This is a genomic window from Streptosporangium sp. NPDC049248, from assembly GCF_040678965.1.
In the GTDB taxonomy this organism is placed as follows: domain Bacteria; phylum Actinomycetota; class Actinomycetes; order Streptosporangiales; family Streptosporangiaceae; genus Streptosporangium; species Streptosporangium fukuiense.
In genome coordinates, this window is the sequence record NZ_JBFAQY010000002.1 from 245,853 (window position 1) to 263,781 (window position 17,929).

Sequence of the window (17,929 nt, forward strand, 5' to 3'; positions counted from 1 at the left end):
ATCGGAACCTAGTCGGTACTGGGCTCCAGCTCAGGGTCGGTACCGGGCAGCCGCTGGACCCCGCCGACAGGCTGGTGCGAGGTGGCCTGCTCGGCGCCGATGCCGGTGAGCGAACGGACCTCGATCTCCGCGTACTTGCCCGCGCTGTACTCCTTGCTGAGGCGCGCGCCGACGAACCCGGCCAGAAAACCGAGCGGGATCGACACGATACCGGGGTTGCTCAGCGGGAACCAGGCGAAGTTCGCGTCGGGGAACAGCGCGGTGGCACTGCCCGAGACGACCGGCGAGAAGACCACCAGGACCAGCGCGGAGACCAGGCCACCGTAGATGGCCGAGACCGCGCCGGCGGTGTTGAACCGCTTCCAGAACAGGCTGTAGAGGATCGCGGGCAGGTTGCCCGAGGCCGCCACGGCGAAGGCGAGCGCCACCAGGAAGGCCACGTTCTGCCCCTGGGCGAGGATGCCGAGCCCGATGGCGACCGCGCCGATGACGAAGGCCGAGATCCGGGCGACCAGCACCTCCTCCCGGTCGGTGACGTTGCCGCGCTTGAACACGTGCGCGTACAGGTCGTGGGCGAAGGAGGAACTCGACGCCAGCGTCAGCCCGGCGACGACCGCCAGGATCGTGGCGAAGGCGACCGCCGCGATGACGGCCAGCAGGATCGTGCCTCCGACGTCGCCGAAGATGGCCTTGCCGACCGCTTCGGCGAGCATCGGCGCCGCCGTGTTGCCCGCCTTGTCCTGCGCCGTGATCGCCTGGCCGCCGACCAGCGCCGCCGCGCCGAAGCCGAGCACCAGGGTCAGCAGGTAGAAGACGCCGATGATGCCGATGCCCCACAGCACCGACTTACGTGCCTCCCGCGCGGTGGGAACCGTGTAGAAGCGGATCAGGATGTGCGGCAGGCCCGCGGTGCCGAGCACCAGTGCCAGGCCCAGGCTGATCAGGTCGATCTTGCCCGCGATGCCCTGCGCCTCGGTGCCGTACTTCAGGCCGGGCTCAAGGAACGCCTGACCCTTGTCACTCTGCGCGGCGGCGTCGCCGAGCAGGCCGGACAGGTTGAAACCGTAGTGGCCGAGCACCAGCAGGGTGACCAGGGTGGCACCGCCCATGAGCAGCACCGCCTTGACGATCTGCACCCAGGTGGTGCCCTTCATCCCGCCGACGACCACATAGACGATCATCAGGACGCCGACACCGACGATCGTGAGCGCCTTGCCCGTCGGCGAGGTGACACCGAGCAGCAGACCGACCAGCGCGCCCGCGCCGACCATCTGGGCCAGCAGATAGAAGATCGACACCGTGATGGTGGAGACACCCGCCGCGGTACGGACCGGACGGGGGCTCATCCTGAAGGCCAGCACGTCGGCCATGGTGAACTTGCCGGAGTTGCGCATCAGCTCGGCGACCAGCAGCAGCGCCACCAGCCAGGCGACCAGGAAGCCGATCGAGTACAGGAAGCCGTCGTAGCCCGACAGCGCGATGATCCCGGCGATGCCCAGGAAGCTCGCGGCCGACATGTAGTCGCCACCGATGGCGAGGCCGTTCTGCACACCGCTGAAGGACCGGCCACCGGCGTAGAAGTCGGTGGCGTCCTTGGTGTTGCGGCTGGCCCAGAAGGTGATCCCCAGCGTTCCCGCGACGAAGAGCAGGAACAGGATCGTGGACAGGGTCTGGTGGCTCATTCGGTCTTCCCCTCGGCCTGGTGACGGATCTCGTCAGCCAGCGGGTCGAGCTTCTTCTCGGCGAAACGGGAGTAGGCCCAGGCGATCCCGAACGTCGACACGAACTGGAGCAGACCGAAGATCAGCGCCACGTTGATGTTGCCCAGGACCTTCGTGCCCATGAAGTCACGCGCCCAGCCGGAAAGGACGACGTAGAGCAGGTACCACCCGAGGAACGCCGCGGTCATCGGGAACGCCCAGGCCCGAAAACGCCTCTTCAACTCCTGGAACTGTTCACCGGCCTGAATCTCTTCGTAGACCGATGAGTCATGTTGCCTGGCGGTCACAAGACCTCCCACAAATGTGATCTGGATCACGGACAACGTAGGAGGAGACGCCACCCCTCGTGGAGACCCGCTCGCGAACTCTTCGCCGAGGCGCCGCCGCGTCGCGTTCAGCTGGACGCGGCTTGCGGTGAAAGGTCTGTCCCGCGCGACGAACGGTCGCCGCCGAAGAGACCCCGGCCGGGCGGCTCGCCGGACCCGTCAGGAGGAGCGGGGCCGCCAGTCACCCCGATCCAGGTTGAGGATCTCCGGGGTGTGCAGGCGCACCATCGTACGGGCCACGTTCGGCGGGATACGTCCCGGCGTCAGCAGCGAGACCAGCACCATGACGAGAAAGGCGATCGGCACCGTCCACGCGGCGGGCTGGGCCAGCATGGCACCCACCAGACCGGGATAAGGCCCCCCTCCGATCGTCATCAGAACCGCGCCGCAGGCCAGGCCGCCACCGACGAGCAACCCCGCCATCGCCCCGGCCGGAGTCAGCCGCCGCCACCAGATGCCCAGCACCAGCAACGGGCAGAAGGAGGAGGCCGCCACCGCGAACGCCAGGCCGACGACGTCGGCGACCGGCAGCGAACGGGCCAGGACCGCCAGGCCCAGCGGAACGATCACGGCGAGCACCGCCGCCGCCCGGAACGACCGCACCCCTCCCTTGAGAATGTCCTGCCCGATGACCCCGGCGACCGAGACCGTCAGCCCGGAGGAGGTCGACAGGAACGCCGCGAACGCCCCGGCCGTCACCAACGCCGTCAGCAGGTCACCGGCCACACCGCCGATCAGCCGCCCCGGCAGCGTGAGCACCACCGTGTCACTGCCCTCCAGCTCCGGGACGTAGATCCTGCCCAACGCGCCGTAGACGGCCGGCAGCAGGTAGAAACCCCCGAGCAGCGACAGGACCACCAGCGTCGTACGGCGGGCGGCCCGGCCGTCGGGGTTGGTGTAGAAGCGGACCAGCACGTGCGGCAGCCCCATGGTGCCCAGGAACGTGGCCAGGATCAGCGAGTAGGTCGAGTAGAGGCCGTACTCCCTGCCGCTGGAGAGCGGCAACGCCCAGGTCGCCACATCCCGCTCGCTCAGCCCCGGGGCTCCCCCGCTCCGCCACGCCAGCAACAGGAACGCCAGCGGCACGGCCAGGGCCGTGAGCTTCAGCCAGTACTGGAAGGCCTGCACGAACGTGATCGACCGCATGCCCCCCGACATCACGTTCACCGCGACCACGGCCGCCACCAGCAGGCCCCCCGCCCACTCCGGGGCGCCGGTGATGGCCCGCAGGACCAGGCCCGCGCTCTGGAACTGCGGCATCAGGTACAGCCAGCCGATCAGCACGACCAGCACCCCCGCCATCCGCCGCACCGCCATCGACTCCAGCCTCGCCTCGGCGAAGTCCGGCAGCGTGTAGGCGCCCGAACGGCGCAGCGGAGCCGAGACCAGCACGAGCAGCACCAGATAACCGCCCGTCCAGCCGACCGGCAGCCAGAGCATGTCCGCGCCGTAGGTGAGGATCAGCCCGGCGACGCCCAGGAAGCTCGCCGCCGACAGATACTCCCCGCCGATGGCCGAGGCGTTCCACAGCGGGGAGACCGTGCGGGAGGCGACGTAGAAGTCGGAGGTGGTCCGCGACAGCCGGATCCCGAAGGCGCCGATCAGCACCGCGGCCAGCACCACCAGCACGACCGCCGTCACACCGTACGCGGTGCTCATCTGACGCCTCCCGGTGTGGAGACCTCGGGCTCCCGGCCCTGAAGGGGGGTCAACGGGCCCTGTCCACCAGCTCGGCGAAGTGGCGCTCGTTCCGCTCCGCCTGCCGGACGTAGAGCCAGGCACCGATCACGAACGCCGGGTAGATCAGACCGGCCAGCACCGCCCAGGGCAGCGGGATCCCCAGCAGGCGGACCGCGTGCAACTCGGGCACCAGCAGGAACAGCAGCGGCAGCCCCACCACCACGCAGCCCAGCACCGTGCAGACGAACAGGGCCAGCCGGAACTGGGTGCGGACCAGCGAGTGCATGTAGATCTCACCCAGCCGGGTCTGCTCGTCGATCTCCCGGGTGACCGGGTAGCGGGGATGGCGGGGGGCCATGGTGCGAGGGCTGGTCACCACCTCGCGCCGCGGCCGCTCGGACTCCCTGCGTGAGCGGTCGGGCTCCTTACGCGACCGCTCGGCATCCTTGCGCGACCGGTCGGTGATCCACCGGCGCGGCTCGGCCTCCTCCCTGGCCCCCGGGTCCCGGCTCACTCCTGCCTGCCCTTGCGCGCCCGGCGGACCAGGAGGTCGCGCAGCTCACGGGTGTGGCGGCGGCTGACCGGTATCTCGGTCTCGCCGATGCGGACCACGCACCGGCCCGAGTCGATGTGCAACTCGTCGATGTGCTTGACCGCGACCAGGTGGCTGCGGTGCACCCGGACGAAACCCGCCAACGACCAGCGCTCCTCCAACGTGGCCAGCGAGATGCGCACGAGGTGACTGCCGCCCGCGGTGTGCAGGCGGGCGTAGTCACCCTGCGCCTCGACGTAGCGGACCTCGGTGCTGGCCACGAACCTGGTGACACCGCCCAGTTCGACCGGGATGGTGTCGGGGTCGGCACGGCCCGCGCCCTCGCTCTCCGGCAGCTCCGCCGAGACGAACACCCGCCGGATGGCCTCGGCCAGCCGCTCCGGCCGCACCGGCTTGAGCAGGTAGTCCTCCGCCTTGATCTCGAAGGCGTCCACCGCGTGCTCCTCGTAGGCCGTCACGAAGACCACCCGGGGCGGGTTGGCGAACTGCGAGAGCAGGCGGCCGAGCACCACCCCGTCCAGACCGCGCATCCGGATGTCGAGGAAGACCGCGTCGATCGGCCGCCCGTCGGCGATCGCCCGGTCCAGAACGCGCAGCGCGGCGGCCCCGTCCCTGGCCAGGGAGACCTCTCCGATGCGGGGGTCGTCCCGGAGCAGGTAGGCCAGGTCCTCCAGCGCGGGAAGCTCATCGTCCACCGCAAGGACACGCAGGCCGGTCACGGTCACTCCTCCAGGTCGTTCACGCGGGAATTTCTAGAGGGTGATGAATTAGACATCGCCTGTCAACTTTTTCATATTCCGGGGGAAGACTTAATCGGATTCGGAGGGCCGGTCACGCTGGAGAGCCCGGCGGCCGGGCGGGCGACCGGCGGACGGCACGGCGGGCCGACGGGCAGAGCACCGAGGGAACCTGACCGCGAGCCGGGCGGCCGAGCGGGCACGGTTCAACGGACGGAGACACCCGGGTGGTACTTCGGCAGGCGGACGCTGACCTTCGTACCCGCCCCCTTGGCCGTCTCCGCCACCAGGCCGTACTCGTCCCCGTAGACCTGGCGCAACCGCTCGTCCACATTGACCAGCCCCACTCCTCCCGCCCCCGAGCGCTCGTCGGCGTCACCGGCCAGGATGCGGCGCAGGCGGTCCGGTTCCATGCCGACGCCGTCGTCCTCCACACTGATCCGGCATTCCGCCCCGGCGTCCTCCGCGACGATCGAGATGCGCCCTATCCCGGGCTTGCTCTCCAGCCCGTGCTGGACCGCGTTCTCCACCAGCGGCTGCAGGCACAGGAACGGAACCGCGACCGCGAGCACCTCCGGGGCGATGCGCAGCGTCACCTGAAGCTGGTCGCCGAAGCGGGCACGTTCCAGGGTGAGGTAGCGGTCGATGGAACGCAGTTCCTCGGCCAGCGTGGTGAACTCCCCGTGCCGCCGGAAGGAGTAGCGGGTGAAGTCGGCGAACTCCAGCAACAGCTCACGGGAGCGGTCGGGATCGGAACGGACGAAGCTGGCGATGGTCGTCAGCGAGTTGTAGATGAAGTGCGGGGAGATCTGCGCGCGCAGCGCCCGGACCTCGGCCTCCATCAGGCGTGTCCTGGACCTGTCGAGTTCGGCCAGCTCCAGCTGCGAGTCGACCCAGTTCGCGACCTCGTGGGCGGCCCTGACCAGCCCCGCGGAGGCGTGCCCGCCGTACGCGGCCAGGGAACCGACCACCCGCCCGTCGGTGGTCAGCGGCACCACCACGGCGAACCTGATCGGGCACTCGGGAAGATCGCACCAGACGACTTCGGGGCCGAGGACCCGGGTCCGGCCCCCGGTGAGCGTCTTGGCGGCGTGGGTGAACGCCTCGCGGGCGTGATGGTCGTCGCCCTCGCCGTCGTAGACCAGCAGCCTCTCCTCGTCGGTGACCGCCAGCGCCGGGGAGCCCAGCAGTTCCCGCAGGTGCCGGGACGCCTTCTGCGCCCCCGCCTCGGTCAGCCCGGCCCGCAGCGGCGGCGCGGCGAGGGAGGCGGTGTGCAGGGTCTCGAACGTGGCCCGCTCGGCCGGGCTGCTGCCCAGTTCCCTGCGTCCTCGCAACACCCGCCACAGCACCAGGGCGGGTACCCCGATCAGGGCGACGACCAGCAACACGGCGATGACGGGTTCCACGCTCCGGACCTTATACGCCCGGCCCCACCCGCGCCCGGCCCATGCGGATCACACCGACCTTCCGTATCCGGTCAGAACGGGGACGAGCTCCACCTGGCGGCGATCCGGCCCTCCTGTGGTGTGCGGCCGGCGGCCGTCCCGAGCGCCTTTACGATGTAGATCAAATAGCGTGGCAGGCCTCCCCGGACGACCGGCCCTCGCTCTCCGGACAAGCCCCCGTCCCGGGCGGACCCACTCGGGAAGCCCGCTCCGGCGAGCGACGCGGACGGGTACCCGCGAAACCCCTCGCCACCGCCCCCGAGGCCGGAAGGGGTCGTTCAGGAGGCCGGCGGGGCGGGGCCGAGGGCCTCACGGACGCGGCGGGCGTAGGTCTCGGCCTCGGCGGGGTCGTCGTATCTCGTACGGGGCCAGAAGAAGCCGCGCAGGCCGTCCTTGCGGTTACGGGGGACCACGTGGACGTGCAGGTGCGGGACGCTCTGGCTGACGCGGTTGTTCGCCGCGACGAACGTGCCGGCCGCCGCCAGGCCCGACTCTACGGCGGCGGCGACGGCACGGACGCGTTCGAAGAACGGGCCGACCATCGGCACCGGCAGGTCCGCCAGCGTCTCGACGTGGGTCAGCGGGACCACCAGGACATGGCCCTTGAAGACCGGGCGCGTGTCCAGGAAGGCCGCGGCCACGCCGTCCGCGAGAACGACGTGGGCCGGGTGCTCTCCGGTCGCGATGGCGCAGAACAGACACCGTTCACCTGGCATCACGTCAGGATAGGAGGCGGCGGGCGGCCCTCACCACCGCCTCGTCGACCATCTGGCCCCTGGCGTCGGTGACGACACCTGATCCGGATGCCTCGAAGCGGGCGATCAGGTCACGAGCCCGGTCGAGCTCTTCCTCCGAGGGGGTGAAGACCTCGTTGACGACGGCCACCTGGGCGGGGTGGATGCAGGCCCTGCCGCGGAAACCGAGGCGTTTCAGGGCGAGGGTGGAGACGCGCAGGGCGTCGAGGTCGCGGAAGTCGGTGCTGACCGGGGCGAGGGGCGGGGCGAGCCGGGCGGCCGCCGAGGCCAGGACGACCTGGGAGCGAGCCCACAGCAGCTCGCGCTCGTCGGGGCCGGTCTCGACCGCGAGGTCGGCGCGCAGATCGGCCTCGCCGATCTGCAGGCGCGAGACACGGGGCGCCCTGGCGATCTCCGGGGCCGCCAGGATCGCGGCGGCGCTCTCCAGCAGGGGGCACACCACGATGGAGCCGCCCGGCAGTCCCTGGGCCGCCTCCGCGGCGGCGAGCACGGCGTCGACGGCCTCCAGTTCGGCGGCCGACTCGGTCTTGGCCACGCAGACTCCGCGCACCCCGGGCAGGGCGACCGCCCGAAGGTCGTCGTGTCCGGCCGCGCCGGGATTGATCCGTACGTAGATCTCGGGGGTGTCGGGGCCGAGCCCGCGCAGCCACGCGGCGACGGCCGCGCGGGCCGCCTCCTTGTGCACGGGCAGGACCGCGTCCTCAAGGTCCACGATCAGGCTGTCGGCTCCCCTGCCGAGCGCCTTGGCGAGTTTTTCGGGCTGGTCACCTGGGACATAAAGGGCAGATCGCATCACCATCCGACTTTAGCGGTACCCGAGATGAGAGCTTTCGCGATGACCATCCGCTGGATGTCGTTGGTGCCCTCACCGATGGCCATCAGGGGCGCGTCACGGTAGAGGCGTTCGAGGACGAACTCCTGGGAGTAGCCGTACCCGCCGTGGATCCGCATCGCCTCCATGGTGGTGCGCAGCGCCACCTCGGACGCGAAGTACTTGGCCATCGCGGCCTCGGAGTTCACCGCGCCGTTCTCGGAGCGGACCGCCGCCCAGTAGGTCAGCAGCCGGGCCGCCTGGATGTCGGTGGCCATGTCCGCGAGCTTGAGCTGGATGGCCTGGAAGTCGGAGATGGGCCGGCCGAAGGCGTGGCGCTCGCGCGAGTAGCTCAGCGCGGCGTCGTAGGCGCACTGGGAGACGCCGACGGCACGGGCCGCTATGTTGACCCGGCCGAGTTCCAGGGCGGAAAGCGCCTGCTGCATGCCCCGCCCCTCGACCCCGCCGAGCAGCGCCGAGGCCGGGACCCGCACGTCCTGCAGCACGATCTCACAGGTCTCGGTGCCCTTGTAGCCGAGCTTGGGCAGGTCGCGGCTGACCGTGTAGCCGGGAGTTCCCGCCTCGACCAGGATGATGGACATGCCCCGGTGCGCGGGATCGGTGAGGGAGGTCTTGACCAGCACGGGCATCGGGTCGGCGTGCCGGGCGTTGGTGATCCAGGTCTTGGTGCCGTTGATCACATAGTGGTCGCCGTCACGGACGGCCCGCGTCTGGATGCCCTGCAGGTCGGTGCCGGCCGCCGGCTCGGTCAGCGCGATGCCGGTACGGCGGACACCGGTGGCCAGGTCCGGCAGATAGGCGCTTCTCTGCTCCTCCGTACCATGGGTGGCGATCATCCAGGCGGCCAGGGAGTGCGAGCCGAGCACCCCGGCCACGCCCATCCAGCCGCGGGCGATCTCCTCGAAGACCAGGGCGAACGACACCCGGTCCAGGGCCAGCCCGCCGTACTCCTCGGGGATCGTGATCCCGAACAGTCCCATCCGCTGGAAGCCCTCGACGATCTCCGTGGGGTAGCGGCCGGTCCGCTCCCACTCCGGGGCGACCGGCACGATCTCCTTGTCGACGTACTCCCGCAGGGTCCGGCGGAACAGCTGCTGTTCCTCGTTGAGTTCGAAGTCCATCACGAGGTCCTTTCGGGGAAAGCGGTCCCGCAGGGGGGTGAGCGGGCCGGTCCTGGCCTGCTGGAGGTACTTCACCAGGTGCCGCAGGGACATGATCTCGCATCGCCCCGGCCGGGGCCACGGACCCCCGTCGGAACCCCCGGCGACCACGGGAAGGCCCTGCCCGGGGCTTGCCGCCGCTCCGGCGGCGGGTGTCTCAGGCTCGGTCCCGCCCGGGAGCGAAGCCTGGGGCCGGTCCTGATCGGTAGACGCCCCCCGGGCCCACCTGGGTGGCGTGGACCTCCTCGTCCGGGGCGTACAGCCGGATCTGGACGCCGTCGGGGTCGACGAAGCCCAGCGCGTGACCGGAGGAGGCCCTGATGATCGGGCTGTGCGGGACGCCGAGGTCGTCGAGGTGGGCGACCCAGGCGTCGAGCCCGGAGGAGGTGACCTGGAGCGCGAAGGGATCGGCGTCGAAGAGCGCCCTGGCCAGGTCCGGGTTCTGGCGCAGCGCGATCTGGGAGGCGGCGCCGGGAACCTCGAAGCTCATGCCCCTGATCACGCCGTCCTCGTCCTCGAAGCTGGTGTGGTGCTCCAGCCCCAGGACGCGTTCGTACCAGGAACGGCTCCGCGCCAGGTCGCTCACCCAGATCTTGAGGTGGTGCACATCGGTCAGTGCGGCGCCCAACTCGTCTCCTCAGGAGTCCGGCGTCGTGGTGACGGTGGTGACGGTCGCGGTGAAACGGTGGTTGCAGAATCGCGCGCGCGCCTCCCGCCGGCTGAAGCGCCGCTCGGACTCCTTGCGGTCGAGCTCCTCGAAACTGTCGAAACCGAGTCTGGTCACGCCCTTGCCCCCGGTACGGGCGGTGAGGACCACTCTCCCCCGGTGCGGGATGTGGCTGCCCGCGGCACACCAGACACCGTCGGAGTGCTCGCGGCAGCGCAGGACGGCGACCCGCTTACCGGTGGCGTCGAGCAGCACCGCCCTGCTGGGGCCCCGCCCCGCGGGAAAGCGGCCCCCCACCCAGAAGGTGCCCCAGTAGGGGGCGAAGGACGGGGTCAGGGTCATGGCGTAGTCAAGGGTGTAGGAGACCTGCCCGCCCGAGGCCGCCGGGGACGTGGCCCTGGCCGCCACCTCGATACCGATCAGCGGTTTGGCCTGGCATTTCCTGGCCGCGCTGACACAACTGGCCTGGGCCTGGGGTAGCGGGGAAAGGGCCGCCGCGATGAGCGCGAGGCCTGCGGCGATCCCGAGAGCGTGGCGCATGAGACCTCCCGTGTGTCCCCCGAGAACATGTCCTGCCCGAGAACGCTACATGCGCTCGGCCACACATGTGCCTGAGTCCGGATACTTCGCCTTTCGCTATGAAAATACGGCCTGGTCGGTGCAGGCCGCTGCGAAGGTCCGGGCGGAGCGAAGGCGGTTCCGCGGGACATCGGCGGCGGGAAGGTCCGGGCAGGCGGAGAGGAGGGGGTCCGCCGCCCGCCCGGAAACGGTCAGATTACCCCGGCAGACCTGAGTTTGGCTCGCCTGAGCGCATGGCTATTGGCCGGATCTCCGGAGATCCGGCGGTTCGCGTCACCTCGTCGGCCCCGCCAGGGTGGTTCCGAGGGCTTCGGGCCGCCCTCCGTGAGTCGTCGGGGACGGCCCTGCCGGTGTCGCCGGACGGCTACCGCTTCCTTCCTCTCCGCAGCATCCGGAAGACGACCAGGGCGAACGCGGCCACCGCCGCGACCGTCAGAACGGGGCGCTTGCCCGCCTCGGCCGTGACCTTCTCCGCCGCCTCCTTGATCTCGGCGGGGGTCGCCTCCTTGACCCGGCCGACGACCTCGGGAGTCGCCTCCTTCACCCGCTCGACCATCTCGGTGGCGGTGGTGGCGGTCGCCGCCCTCGCTCTGCGCAGGTCCTCACCCACATGGGCGGCGGTCTCCTGAAAACGGCCCTTCACATCGGTCTTGTGCACCAGTGCCTCCACAGTGTCGCCAAGTTCGCGGCGGGCGTCCTCGATATCCCGCCGCACGGTTTCCACGTCGTTCTCGTCTTTTTTGATGATCTTGCCGGTCTTCGTCTCGCCGACACCGGTGTCGGCGGTGTCGGCGTGGGGGGTGGCACCGGCGGCCACGCTCGGAGGCCGGGGCGTGCCGTCGCGCTCGGACTCCGGGACGTCGAGATCCCCGCCGGGCGTGCCGTACGGCTGCTTCGGCGGGATGTTCAGCGACTCCCTCTCCTCCGGCGTTATCGGGGCACCGACCCTTTTCCTTCGGGATCCGGTGATTCCAGCCTCGGCCCGGGGCCGGTCGGATCCCCCCGGGTCTGTCTCGGTCATCGGTGGGCCCTCTCCTTCACCGCGTAGATGTCGTCCCTGACGCTCTCGATGGTCCGCGCGGGGGTCGGCGGGGCCGCCTCGGCGACCTGGCGCTTGCCGGAGAGCCCGAGCACACCGGCCAAGGCCAGCAGCACCACGCCCACGACCGCCGCGGCCACCCAGGCGGGCATCACGTACGCGAGAAGCAGGATCACCGCGGCGACCAGAGAGCCTGCCCCGAACAGGGCCACGACTCCTGCCCCGCCGAACAGCCCGGCGCCGATTCCCGCGTGTTTGCCCTTTTCGGTGAGTTCCGCCTTGGCCAGGCGGAGTTCGTCCCTGACCAGACGCGAGACCTGCTCCGACATCTGCCGGATCAGCTCGGACGTCGGCAGTGACTCCTTGGTGTTGACCATGGACTGCCTCCTCCCTTACAGGAAAGGACGCCTACCCTGTCCCACCGCGGCAAACATCGGCCCGGCGGCGATGCCCACGGAAGCCACAGGGGTAACACCGCCCCATCACCACGGCCCGCGGGAGCCGCGGCGGGCGAGGAGGGCGTTCGGCCTCCCGACCGGCCGCGACACCCCGCCTGCCACCCGGGATCCGACGGCCGCCCGACGTGCCGAACACGCCGATCACGTCTCCCGGCCAGGACTAGGCCATGATCATAGGGAGGCCCGCGTGTCCGAGTGGTGGAAAAGTAAAGGTACGGGCGAAGATGAGCCTCTTGAGATACTGCGTGACACGATGAGCACGATCAGGAAGGCGGCACGCTAGAGATGGCACAGATCGTCGGCGGCGGAAGCCCGGTCAACGACGCCGAGCGACGGGTCATCGCACACCTGCGAGACAGCGCCCCACCGGACTGGCTGCTGCTGCACAACATCGAGGTGCCCCGCGGCGACGACACCTTCGAGGTGGACGTGATCGTCCTGACCGGCCACTCACTCTGCGTCATCGACGTCAAGGGCACCCGGGGCAGGATCGAGGTCGCGGGGAACCGCTGGTTCCCGCTGCGGCGGGAGGCGTTCGGCTCCCCCGTCGCCAAGCTGCGCGGCAACGGGCGCGCGCTCAAGGGACTGCTCACCCAGGAGCGGCGCGAGCTGGACCGGGTCTACGTCGACAGCCTGGTGGTGCTCACCGGGGCCGACGCGGAGCTGGTCGACCCGGCCGGCCGCGACTCCCGCCACGTCACCGACCTGGCCGGGCTTGTCGGCACGCTCAGTGACGTCTCCCGCGTCAGGCGCGGCCACACCACGGACACCGCGCCGTACGGCACCGCGATCATCGAGGCGCTCAACGGGAGCGTGCGACGCTCCACGGCGCCGCCGCGTTTCGGCAGCTGGGAGGTGGAGGAACAGCTGGGCGGCGACAACCGGGTCACCGAGTACCGGGCGATCAACGCGACGGTTCCCGGCAGCGAGACGGTCCTGCTGCGCGTCTACCGGGCCGACCCCCTGGCGGAGGAGGAGCCGAGAGCGGCCGAACGACGGCTGATCACCAACGCCTACCAGGCTCTCACCAGGATCCCGGCGCACCCGTGCGTGGTGCGCGCCCGTGACTTCTTCGCCATCGACGACGAGAGCCGGTTCGTACTGGTCCTCGACGACGTGCACGGTCAGGCGCTGCACCTGCACCTCACCGCCTCCCCCCGCACACTCTCCACCGCCGCCCGGCTGGACGTGGTGGAGGACATGCTGCTGGGCCTGGCCCACGTGCACGCCAACAACGTGATCCACCGGGCGCTCAGTCCCGCGTGCGTGCTGGTGACGGAGAACGGCCGGGCGATGCTCACCGGGTTCGACTACGCCAAGCCGGGCCCCCGCGCGCACACCGTCGCCAACGAGCTACCCAACGTGCTCGACACCCATTACGCGGCCCCCGAGTGCCAGGCCATGCCCGAGCGGATGACCGCCGCCTCCGACGTGTACGCGGCCGGGGTGATCGCCTTCCAACTGCTGACCGGGGAGCTCCCACCGGCCAATCCCGACGCCGAACCCGCTTCAAGTGAGGCGTCCGCCGAGATCATGGACCTGCTCCGGCGCATGCGCGACCATGCGACGCACAAGCGCCCGGACGCCGCCGAGGCCCTGTCCGACCTGCGGCGGGCGCGGCGCCCCCGCCCGCCGGCCCTCACCGCGCCGGATTCCGGCGCACCGGCCCCCCGTCCCCAGGCCCCCGACGCGGCGAACACCGGCGTGGCGGCCCCCGAGCGCCCGGAGCGGCGCGAGCCGCGAGACGCCCACGCGCCCGCGTGGAACGGGGGCGGGCGCGAGGAGAGCCCCCGTGGCGGGAGCGGGCCGGGACAGAAACCACTGCTCGACAGGCTCAGGATGAGATTCCGGCGGATCACCGGAAAACAGCCGTGAAGGCGAACCGGGCCCGCGGCGGGGCAGGGGTCAACCCGCAGCCCGGCACATGGCCGCCTCCCCCGGTGCGCCGGCGAGGATCGACGACGCTGGGCTGATGGCACGGTCGCGACGCTCAACGCGGCTCAGGAGTCGACGAAGTCCTCGGGGACCATCACCCGCAGCCCGTTGGGGACGGTGCGGATCGTGATCGGGGTCATCAGGCGGACCTCGCCGTCGACGTCGGCGGCCAGCGGCGGGTCGGTCTCCAGGTGCATCTCGCGCCCCACGACGAAGGGACCACCCGCGAGGCTGCGCCAGCGGCCGCTACCGGCCCGGATCATGGTCTCCACCAGCAGGCGCAGACGCTTGCCCGAGCCGAGCTGGTAGGCGACCAGGCGACCGTTGTCGATGCTGATGTCCTTGGCGACCTGCCAGCCGCCGTGGAAGCGGCCGTTGGCGATGTTGAGCTGGTGGGTGAGCAGCTCGTGGCGGCGGCCGTCCACGGTGAGGAAGGCCCGGAAGGGCCGGTGGCCCGGGAGGATCGTCAGTGCCGTGAGCGGGTAGGCCGCGCGGCCGAGAAGGCGTTTCACCCCGTGCCTGACCTTCCCCGCCACCTCCACCGACACCCCGAAGCTGGCCAGGTTGGCGAACTCGCGGTCTCCGGCGATGCCCAGGTCGATGTCCGCGACCTTGCCGGTGCGCAGCACCTCGACGGCTCCGGCGAGGTCGAGGGGGACGCCGAGGCTGCGGACGAAGTTGTTGGTGGTGCCCAGGGGCAGCACGCCGAGGGCGACGTCGCGGTGGGCGACGTGCTTGACGGCGGAGCTGAGCGTGCCGTCGCCGCCCCCCACGACGAGCAGGTCGGGCCCCGTGGCCAGGGCCTCCTCCAGGGTGGCGCGCAGCCGCTTGGGATCGACCACCGGGAAGAAGCGGATCGCCCCGAACCCCGCGGCCCGCAGCGCGCGGACCACCTCCGGGTAGTGGCGCCGGCCTCGGCGCGAGCGCGTGTTGACGACCACGCAGACCCTGCCCTCGGTCCTGATGGCCTCGGTGTGCTCGGCCTTGCTTCGAAGCTCTCCCACGCTGCCCCTATCCGATCGGGTGTTCGCCCGTTCAAATGGTATGGCCCCGCCGTCGGTGACGGCGGGGCCATACTCCTGCGGGGGGTTACTCCTTGGGCGGGGTGACCTGAACGATCGCGCCGAGGTTACCCGGCAGCGGGGTGACGAGCTTGAGCTTCACGCCCAGCGCCTTGCCCTCGTCACCGGGGTTTCCGGAGCCGAGGACGTGGCCGCCGCCCATGTCGGTCCCGTACCAGTCGTTGGCGGGGGTGCCGTCGGCGTTGACGACCCGGGTGCTGTACATCTGGTCGCCCTTGGAGGGAACGACCACCGAGGCGTCGAAGTCCCGGTAGTACAGGCTGGTGCCGCGCGCCTCGAAGCCGGGGTACCAGGTCTTGGCGTCGGTGAACTCCGAGACTCCCTTCAGCCCGTCCACCTTGGTGCAGTACGTGCTGAAGGGCTCGTCCGGCCCCTCGATGCAATCGGTGAAGGGGTAGGTCTTGGCGAAGGAGAAGGCGGCGTTCGAGCTCTGCACGCGTCCCGACATGTTCTTGAGCGTGGTGGGATCCTTCGTGGCCGCCACGCCGGTCCGCCGCAGCGGGTCGAAGTGGGAGTCGACCAGGATCAGGCTGCCCTTGGAGCCGATGCTCGGCGCCAGTTCGAGGTTGTTGGCCACCGAGTTGTTGGTGTAGTTCGAGTCGCGGTACCAGACGAGCATGCCGGGGGCGTTGTACTTGACCTTCTCCACCTTCCACGCGCCGTCACGCGAGTAGTTGGTGGTGTAGGTGTACTGCAGGCCCTTGTCGAACCCGTCGAGGTTGCGCCACTCGGCCAGGTAGAAGCGGGAGACCTCCCGCTTGCCGTCGTTGAGGGCCCAGCCCTGGCCGTTGGTGTTGTTGAAGCTGCCGCCGGTGGCCGTCCAGCCGTTGAGGCCGCCCTCCAGGTCGTCGCTCCAGACGGTCTGGGCGCCGTTGGTGAGGGCGAAGTCGTCGGCGTGCCAGCCTCGCGGGGTGTAGGCCGCGTCGGTGTTGTAGGTCAGGCGCAGCTTGACGGTCGTGCCCGCGAAGGGGGTGAGGTCGACGTAGTCGTGCCGCCAGCCGTCGGTGGCGCCGGTGAGGCCGTACTTCTTGTCGCCGAACGCGGCGAGGTTCCCGTTGGGGTCGGTGTAGTCGTCGTCGGTGGAGACCAGGGCGCCGCCGTCGGTGTAGACCTTCTGCTGGGTCCAGGTGGTGCCGCCGTCAACGGAGGTCTCGATGAAGCCGAAGTCCCAGTCGTCCTCGATCTCGTAGTTGTTCCAGAGCCAGAACTTCAGGTCGGTCCCCGCGGGCACCTGAACGTCGCGGGCGATCTTGACGTTGGCCCACTCCTGGTCGAAGTTGGACCAGAGCGTCTTGGTGCCGCTGTGCGGCTCGATCATCGTGACCGGCGAGCTGGTCAGGTTCACCCGGACGCCGTCCTCGGTGAGCTTGGGCGTGCGCGAGGCCTGGCCGACCGTCACCGCGCGGGCGCGGTCACCGGGGTTGAAGACCTTGGGGTTGGCCCAGCCGAGGACCCACTTGCTCCAGATGCTCATGTGGGTGGGCATCGACTGGAAGATCGGGCCGCTGTGCGATCCGCTGGACATCAGGTCCCAGAAGTCCACCGCGGAGGACGCCTGGCCGCTGGTGTCGTAGAGGTCCGGAAGGCCCAGGTCGTGGCCGTACTCGTGGGCGAAGACGCCGACGCCGGAGTCCTCGGGCTGCACGATGTAGTTGGAGATCTTCACGTTCTTGCCGGGCACCTGGTAGCCGCCGGCCACCGCGCTGGAGTGCGCCCAGATCGCGTAGGTGCCCTCGGCGCCGCCGTCGGAGGACTTGTCCTTGCCCGCGTGGACCAGGACCAGGTGGTCGATCACGCCGTCGGGCTCGGCGAAGTTCCCGTCGCCGTCGGCGTCACCGACGTCCTCGAGGTCGTAGTCGGCCCACGGGAAGTTCGGGTCGGCGGCGGCCAGGGAGTTCACCGCGTCGATGGCGAGCTGGCCGGCTCCGCGCGGGTTGTCCGGGTGGCCGCTCATGTCCTGTACCGGCTGGCCGCAGGCGCGCGCGCCGTAGTAGGCCTCGGAGTGCGGGACCTTGATCCACGGACTCGCCTGCCCGGTGACCGTGTAGGCGCCCTTGGACATCTCCTCGTACATGTTCTTCATGGTGTGCTTGGAGATGTCTATGCCCTTGCGACCGTCCCGCGGGTCGGTCAGGTCGGTGCGGACCCGCTGGGTGATGCCCTCGGTGCTGTAGAGCATCTTGTTGAAGTGGTCAGGGCTGAAGTCCGGCACCCAGAAGCTGTTGTTGTCCTTGTGGGACAGCGTGGCCGGATTGGGGATCTTGTTGTGCAGCGGGCCGTTGAGCCGCGTGCCCGGCGGCTCGGTGACGCACTCGGCCGGGTCCTCGCTGGTCACGCTCGCCGGACGGGAGAACCCGGAGAAGTCGTCGTTCGCCTGGTCGTTGAACTCCACCAGCAGGGTGAGGAGCTTGGCCGTCTTGGGGGTCTTCGCCTTCTTGAAAAGGAGATCGGCGGGGTTGAGCCCCGTCCTGATCGCCTCCGCCTCGCGGGCGGCCAGCACCCGCGCGGCGACGGGGTTGCCCTCGGAGTACTTCTGGTCGATCTTCCTGGACGGACCGGTCTTGCGCGCCTTGGCCGACGGCACGGCCGGGTCGCCGACCTCCGGCTCGTCCCTGGGCGGCGCGTAGTTGATGTAGTAGTCGGCCGCGGTCGGCTGGTACCGCGCGACCGAGGAGTCGCTCTCGGCCGACGCACCGCCCACAGCCAGTCCCGTGACGGCCAGGCCGAGCACGGGAACGATCGCGAGAAGGCGCCGGGGAGCGCCTCCTCTGCTGAGTCTGCCCGACAACGTGTCCCCTCCCTGCGCCTGGGTTTACCGGGCGCGGACATTTCCGGCGCGCCGGATGAGCGCACCGAACCGGGACGTTAGACGAGAAGGTAAAGCAAGAGTCAGGGCACCAAATGATGTTGCAAAAATGAAATAAAGTGTCTTTTGCTGAGAATGGTGGTGATTTTCACTA

The 17,929-nt window shown here is 70.1% G+C and carries 16 protein-coding genes; 1 reads left to right on the plus strand and 15 read right to left on the minus strand.

Going from position 1 to position 17,929, the window contains the following annotated elements; genetic code table 11:
* Positions 1-8: 8 nt before the first annotated feature.
* From AB0K21_RS05045 to AB0K21_RS05105, 13 genes are all read right to left on the minus strand, one after another.
* On the minus strand, positions 9-1,682 hold the full coding sequence (locus AB0K21_RS05045; protein WP_343976589.1) for a cation acetate symporter: 1,674 nt from the start codon (positions 1,680-1,682) through the stop codon (positions 9-11).
* Positions 1,679-2,038: a DUF485 domain-containing protein gene (locus AB0K21_RS05050; RefSeq protein ID WP_364148377.1), complete on the minus strand. Its 360-nt coding sequence runs from the start codon at positions 2,036-2,038 to the stop codon at positions 1,679-1,681. Before AB0K21_RS05050 ends, AB0K21_RS05045 begins: the two co-directional genes overlap by 4 nt.
* A gap of 168 nt (positions 2,039-2,206) precedes the next feature.
* The gene (locus tag AB0K21_RS05055) at positions 2,207-3,706 is read right to left on the minus strand and encodes a cation acetate symporter (RefSeq protein WP_343976584.1); all 1,500 of its coding nucleotides are present in this window, start codon (positions 3,704-3,706) and stop codon (positions 2,207-2,209) included.
* 49 nt (positions 3,707-3,755) lie between these two features.
* Positions 3,756-4,241 carry a hypothetical protein gene (locus AB0K21_RS05060; protein WP_343976581.1) on the minus strand — a complete coding sequence of 162 codons (486 nt, stop codon included), beginning with the start codon at positions 4,239-4,241 and terminating at the stop codon, positions 3,756-3,758.
* On the minus strand, positions 4,238-4,999 hold the full coding sequence (locus AB0K21_RS05065) for a LytTR family DNA-binding domain-containing protein (protein ID WP_343976578.1): 762 nt from the start codon (positions 4,997-4,999) through the stop codon (positions 4,238-4,240). Before AB0K21_RS05065 ends, AB0K21_RS05060 begins: the two co-directional genes overlap by 4 nt.
* Before the next feature lie 224 nt (positions 5,000-5,223).
* Positions 5,224-6,423 carry a histidine kinase gene (locus AB0K21_RS05070; protein WP_343976575.1) on the minus strand — a complete coding sequence of 400 codons (1,200 nt, stop codon included), beginning with the start codon at positions 6,421-6,423 and terminating at the stop codon, positions 5,224-5,226.
* A gap of 317 nt (positions 6,424-6,740) precedes the next feature.
* Complete coding sequence (locus AB0K21_RS05075) at positions 6,741-7,178, minus strand: HIT family protein (RefSeq protein ID WP_343976572.1); 438 nt, start codon at positions 7,176-7,178, stop codon at positions 6,741-6,743.
* Positions 7,179-7,182: 4 nt separating this feature from the next.
* The gene (locus AB0K21_RS05080; protein ID WP_343976569.1) at positions 7,183-8,010 is read right to left on the minus strand and encodes a CoA ester lyase; all 828 of its coding nucleotides are present in this window, start codon (positions 8,008-8,010) and stop codon (positions 7,183-7,185) included.
* Positions 8,010-9,263 (minus strand): acyl-CoA dehydrogenase family protein, encoded by a 1,254-nt coding sequence (locus AB0K21_RS05085; RefSeq protein ID WP_343976566.1) that lies wholly within the window; start codon positions 9,261-9,263, stop codon positions 8,010-8,012. The genes AB0K21_RS05080 and AB0K21_RS05085 overlap by 1 nt, the downstream gene beginning before the upstream one ends.
* Before the next feature lie 103 nt (positions 9,264-9,366).
* Positions 9,367-9,837, minus strand: a complete 471-nt coding sequence (locus AB0K21_RS05090) for a VOC family protein (protein WP_364147938.1) — start codon at positions 9,835-9,837, stop codon at positions 9,367-9,369.
* A gap of 9 nt (positions 9,838-9,846) precedes the next feature.
* Complete coding sequence (locus AB0K21_RS05095; RefSeq protein WP_343976560.1) at positions 9,847-10,416, minus strand: hypothetical protein; 570 nt, start codon at positions 10,414-10,416, stop codon at positions 9,847-9,849.
* A 403-nt stretch (positions 10,417-10,819) separates the two neighbouring features.
* Positions 10,820-11,476, minus strand: a complete 657-nt coding sequence (locus AB0K21_RS05100) for a DUF3618 domain-containing protein (protein WP_343976557.1) — start codon at positions 11,474-11,476, stop codon at positions 10,820-10,822.
* On the minus strand, positions 11,473-11,871 hold the full coding sequence (locus AB0K21_RS05105) for a phage holin family protein (RefSeq protein WP_364147941.1): 399 nt from the start codon (positions 11,869-11,871) through the stop codon (positions 11,473-11,475). Before AB0K21_RS05105 ends, AB0K21_RS05100 begins: the two co-directional genes overlap by 4 nt.
* Positions 11,872-12,237: 366 nt before the next feature.
* On the opposite strand from AB0K21_RS05105, the gene AB0K21_RS05110 reads away from it, so the two are divergent.
* Positions 12,238-13,827 (plus strand): NERD domain-containing protein kinase family protein, encoded by a 1,590-nt coding sequence (locus AB0K21_RS05110; RefSeq protein ID WP_364147943.1) that lies wholly within the window; start codon positions 12,238-12,240, stop codon positions 13,825-13,827.
* A 125-nt stretch (positions 13,828-13,952) separates the two neighbouring features.
* On the opposite strand, the gene AB0K21_RS05115 is transcribed toward AB0K21_RS05110, so the two are convergent.
* Together AB0K21_RS05115 and AB0K21_RS05120 are read right to left on the minus strand one after the other, a co-directional pair.
* The gene (locus AB0K21_RS05115) at positions 13,953-14,891 is read right to left on the minus strand and encodes a diacylglycerol kinase family protein (protein WP_343976547.1); all 939 of its coding nucleotides are present in this window, start codon (positions 14,889-14,891) and stop codon (positions 13,953-13,955) included.
* An 85-nt stretch (positions 14,892-14,976) separates the two neighbouring features.
* Positions 14,977-17,757, minus strand: coding sequence for an immune inhibitor A domain-containing protein (locus AB0K21_RS05120; protein ID WP_343976544.1), 2,781 nt, complete (start codon positions 17,755-17,757; stop codon positions 14,977-14,979).
* Positions 17,758-17,929 lie beyond the last annotated feature (172 nt).

Bases quoted from the DNA above. Each gene is read 5' to 3' on its own strand.
- AB0K21_RS05045 (WP_343976589.1), bottom strand. From the start codon at position 1,682: ATGAGCCACCAGACCCTGTCCACGATCCTGTTCCTGCTCTTCGTCGCG.
- AB0K21_RS05055 (WP_343976584.1), bottom strand. From the start codon at position 3,706: ATGAGCACCGCGTACGGTGTGACGGCGGTCGTGCTGGTGGTGCTGGCC.
- AB0K21_RS05075 (WP_343976572.1), bottom strand. From the start codon at position 7,178: ATGCCAGGTGAACGGTGTCTGTTCTGCGCCATCGCGACCGGAGAGCAC.
- AB0K21_RS05080 (WP_343976569.1), bottom strand. From the start codon at position 8,010: ATGCGATCTGCCCTTTATGTCCCAGGTGACCAGCCCGAAAAACTCGCC.
- AB0K21_RS05085 (WP_343976566.1), bottom strand. From the start codon at position 9,263: ATGTCCCTGCGGCACCTGGTGAAGTACCTCCAGCAGGCCAGGACCGGC.
- AB0K21_RS05095 (WP_343976560.1), bottom strand. From the start codon at position 10,416: ATGCGCCACGCTCTCGGGATCGCCGCAGGCCTCGCGCTCATCGCGGCG.
- AB0K21_RS05100 (WP_343976557.1), bottom strand. From the start codon at position 11,476: ATGACCGAGACAGACCCGGGGGGATCCGACCGGCCCCGGGCCGAGGCT.
- AB0K21_RS05105 (WP_364147941.1), bottom strand. From the start codon at position 11,871: ATGGTCAACACCAAGGAGTCACTGCCGACGTCCGAGCTGATCCGGCAG.
- AB0K21_RS05110 (WP_364147943.1), top strand. From the start codon at position 12,238: ATGGCACAGATCGTCGGCGGCGGAAGCCCGGTCAACGACGCCGAGCGA.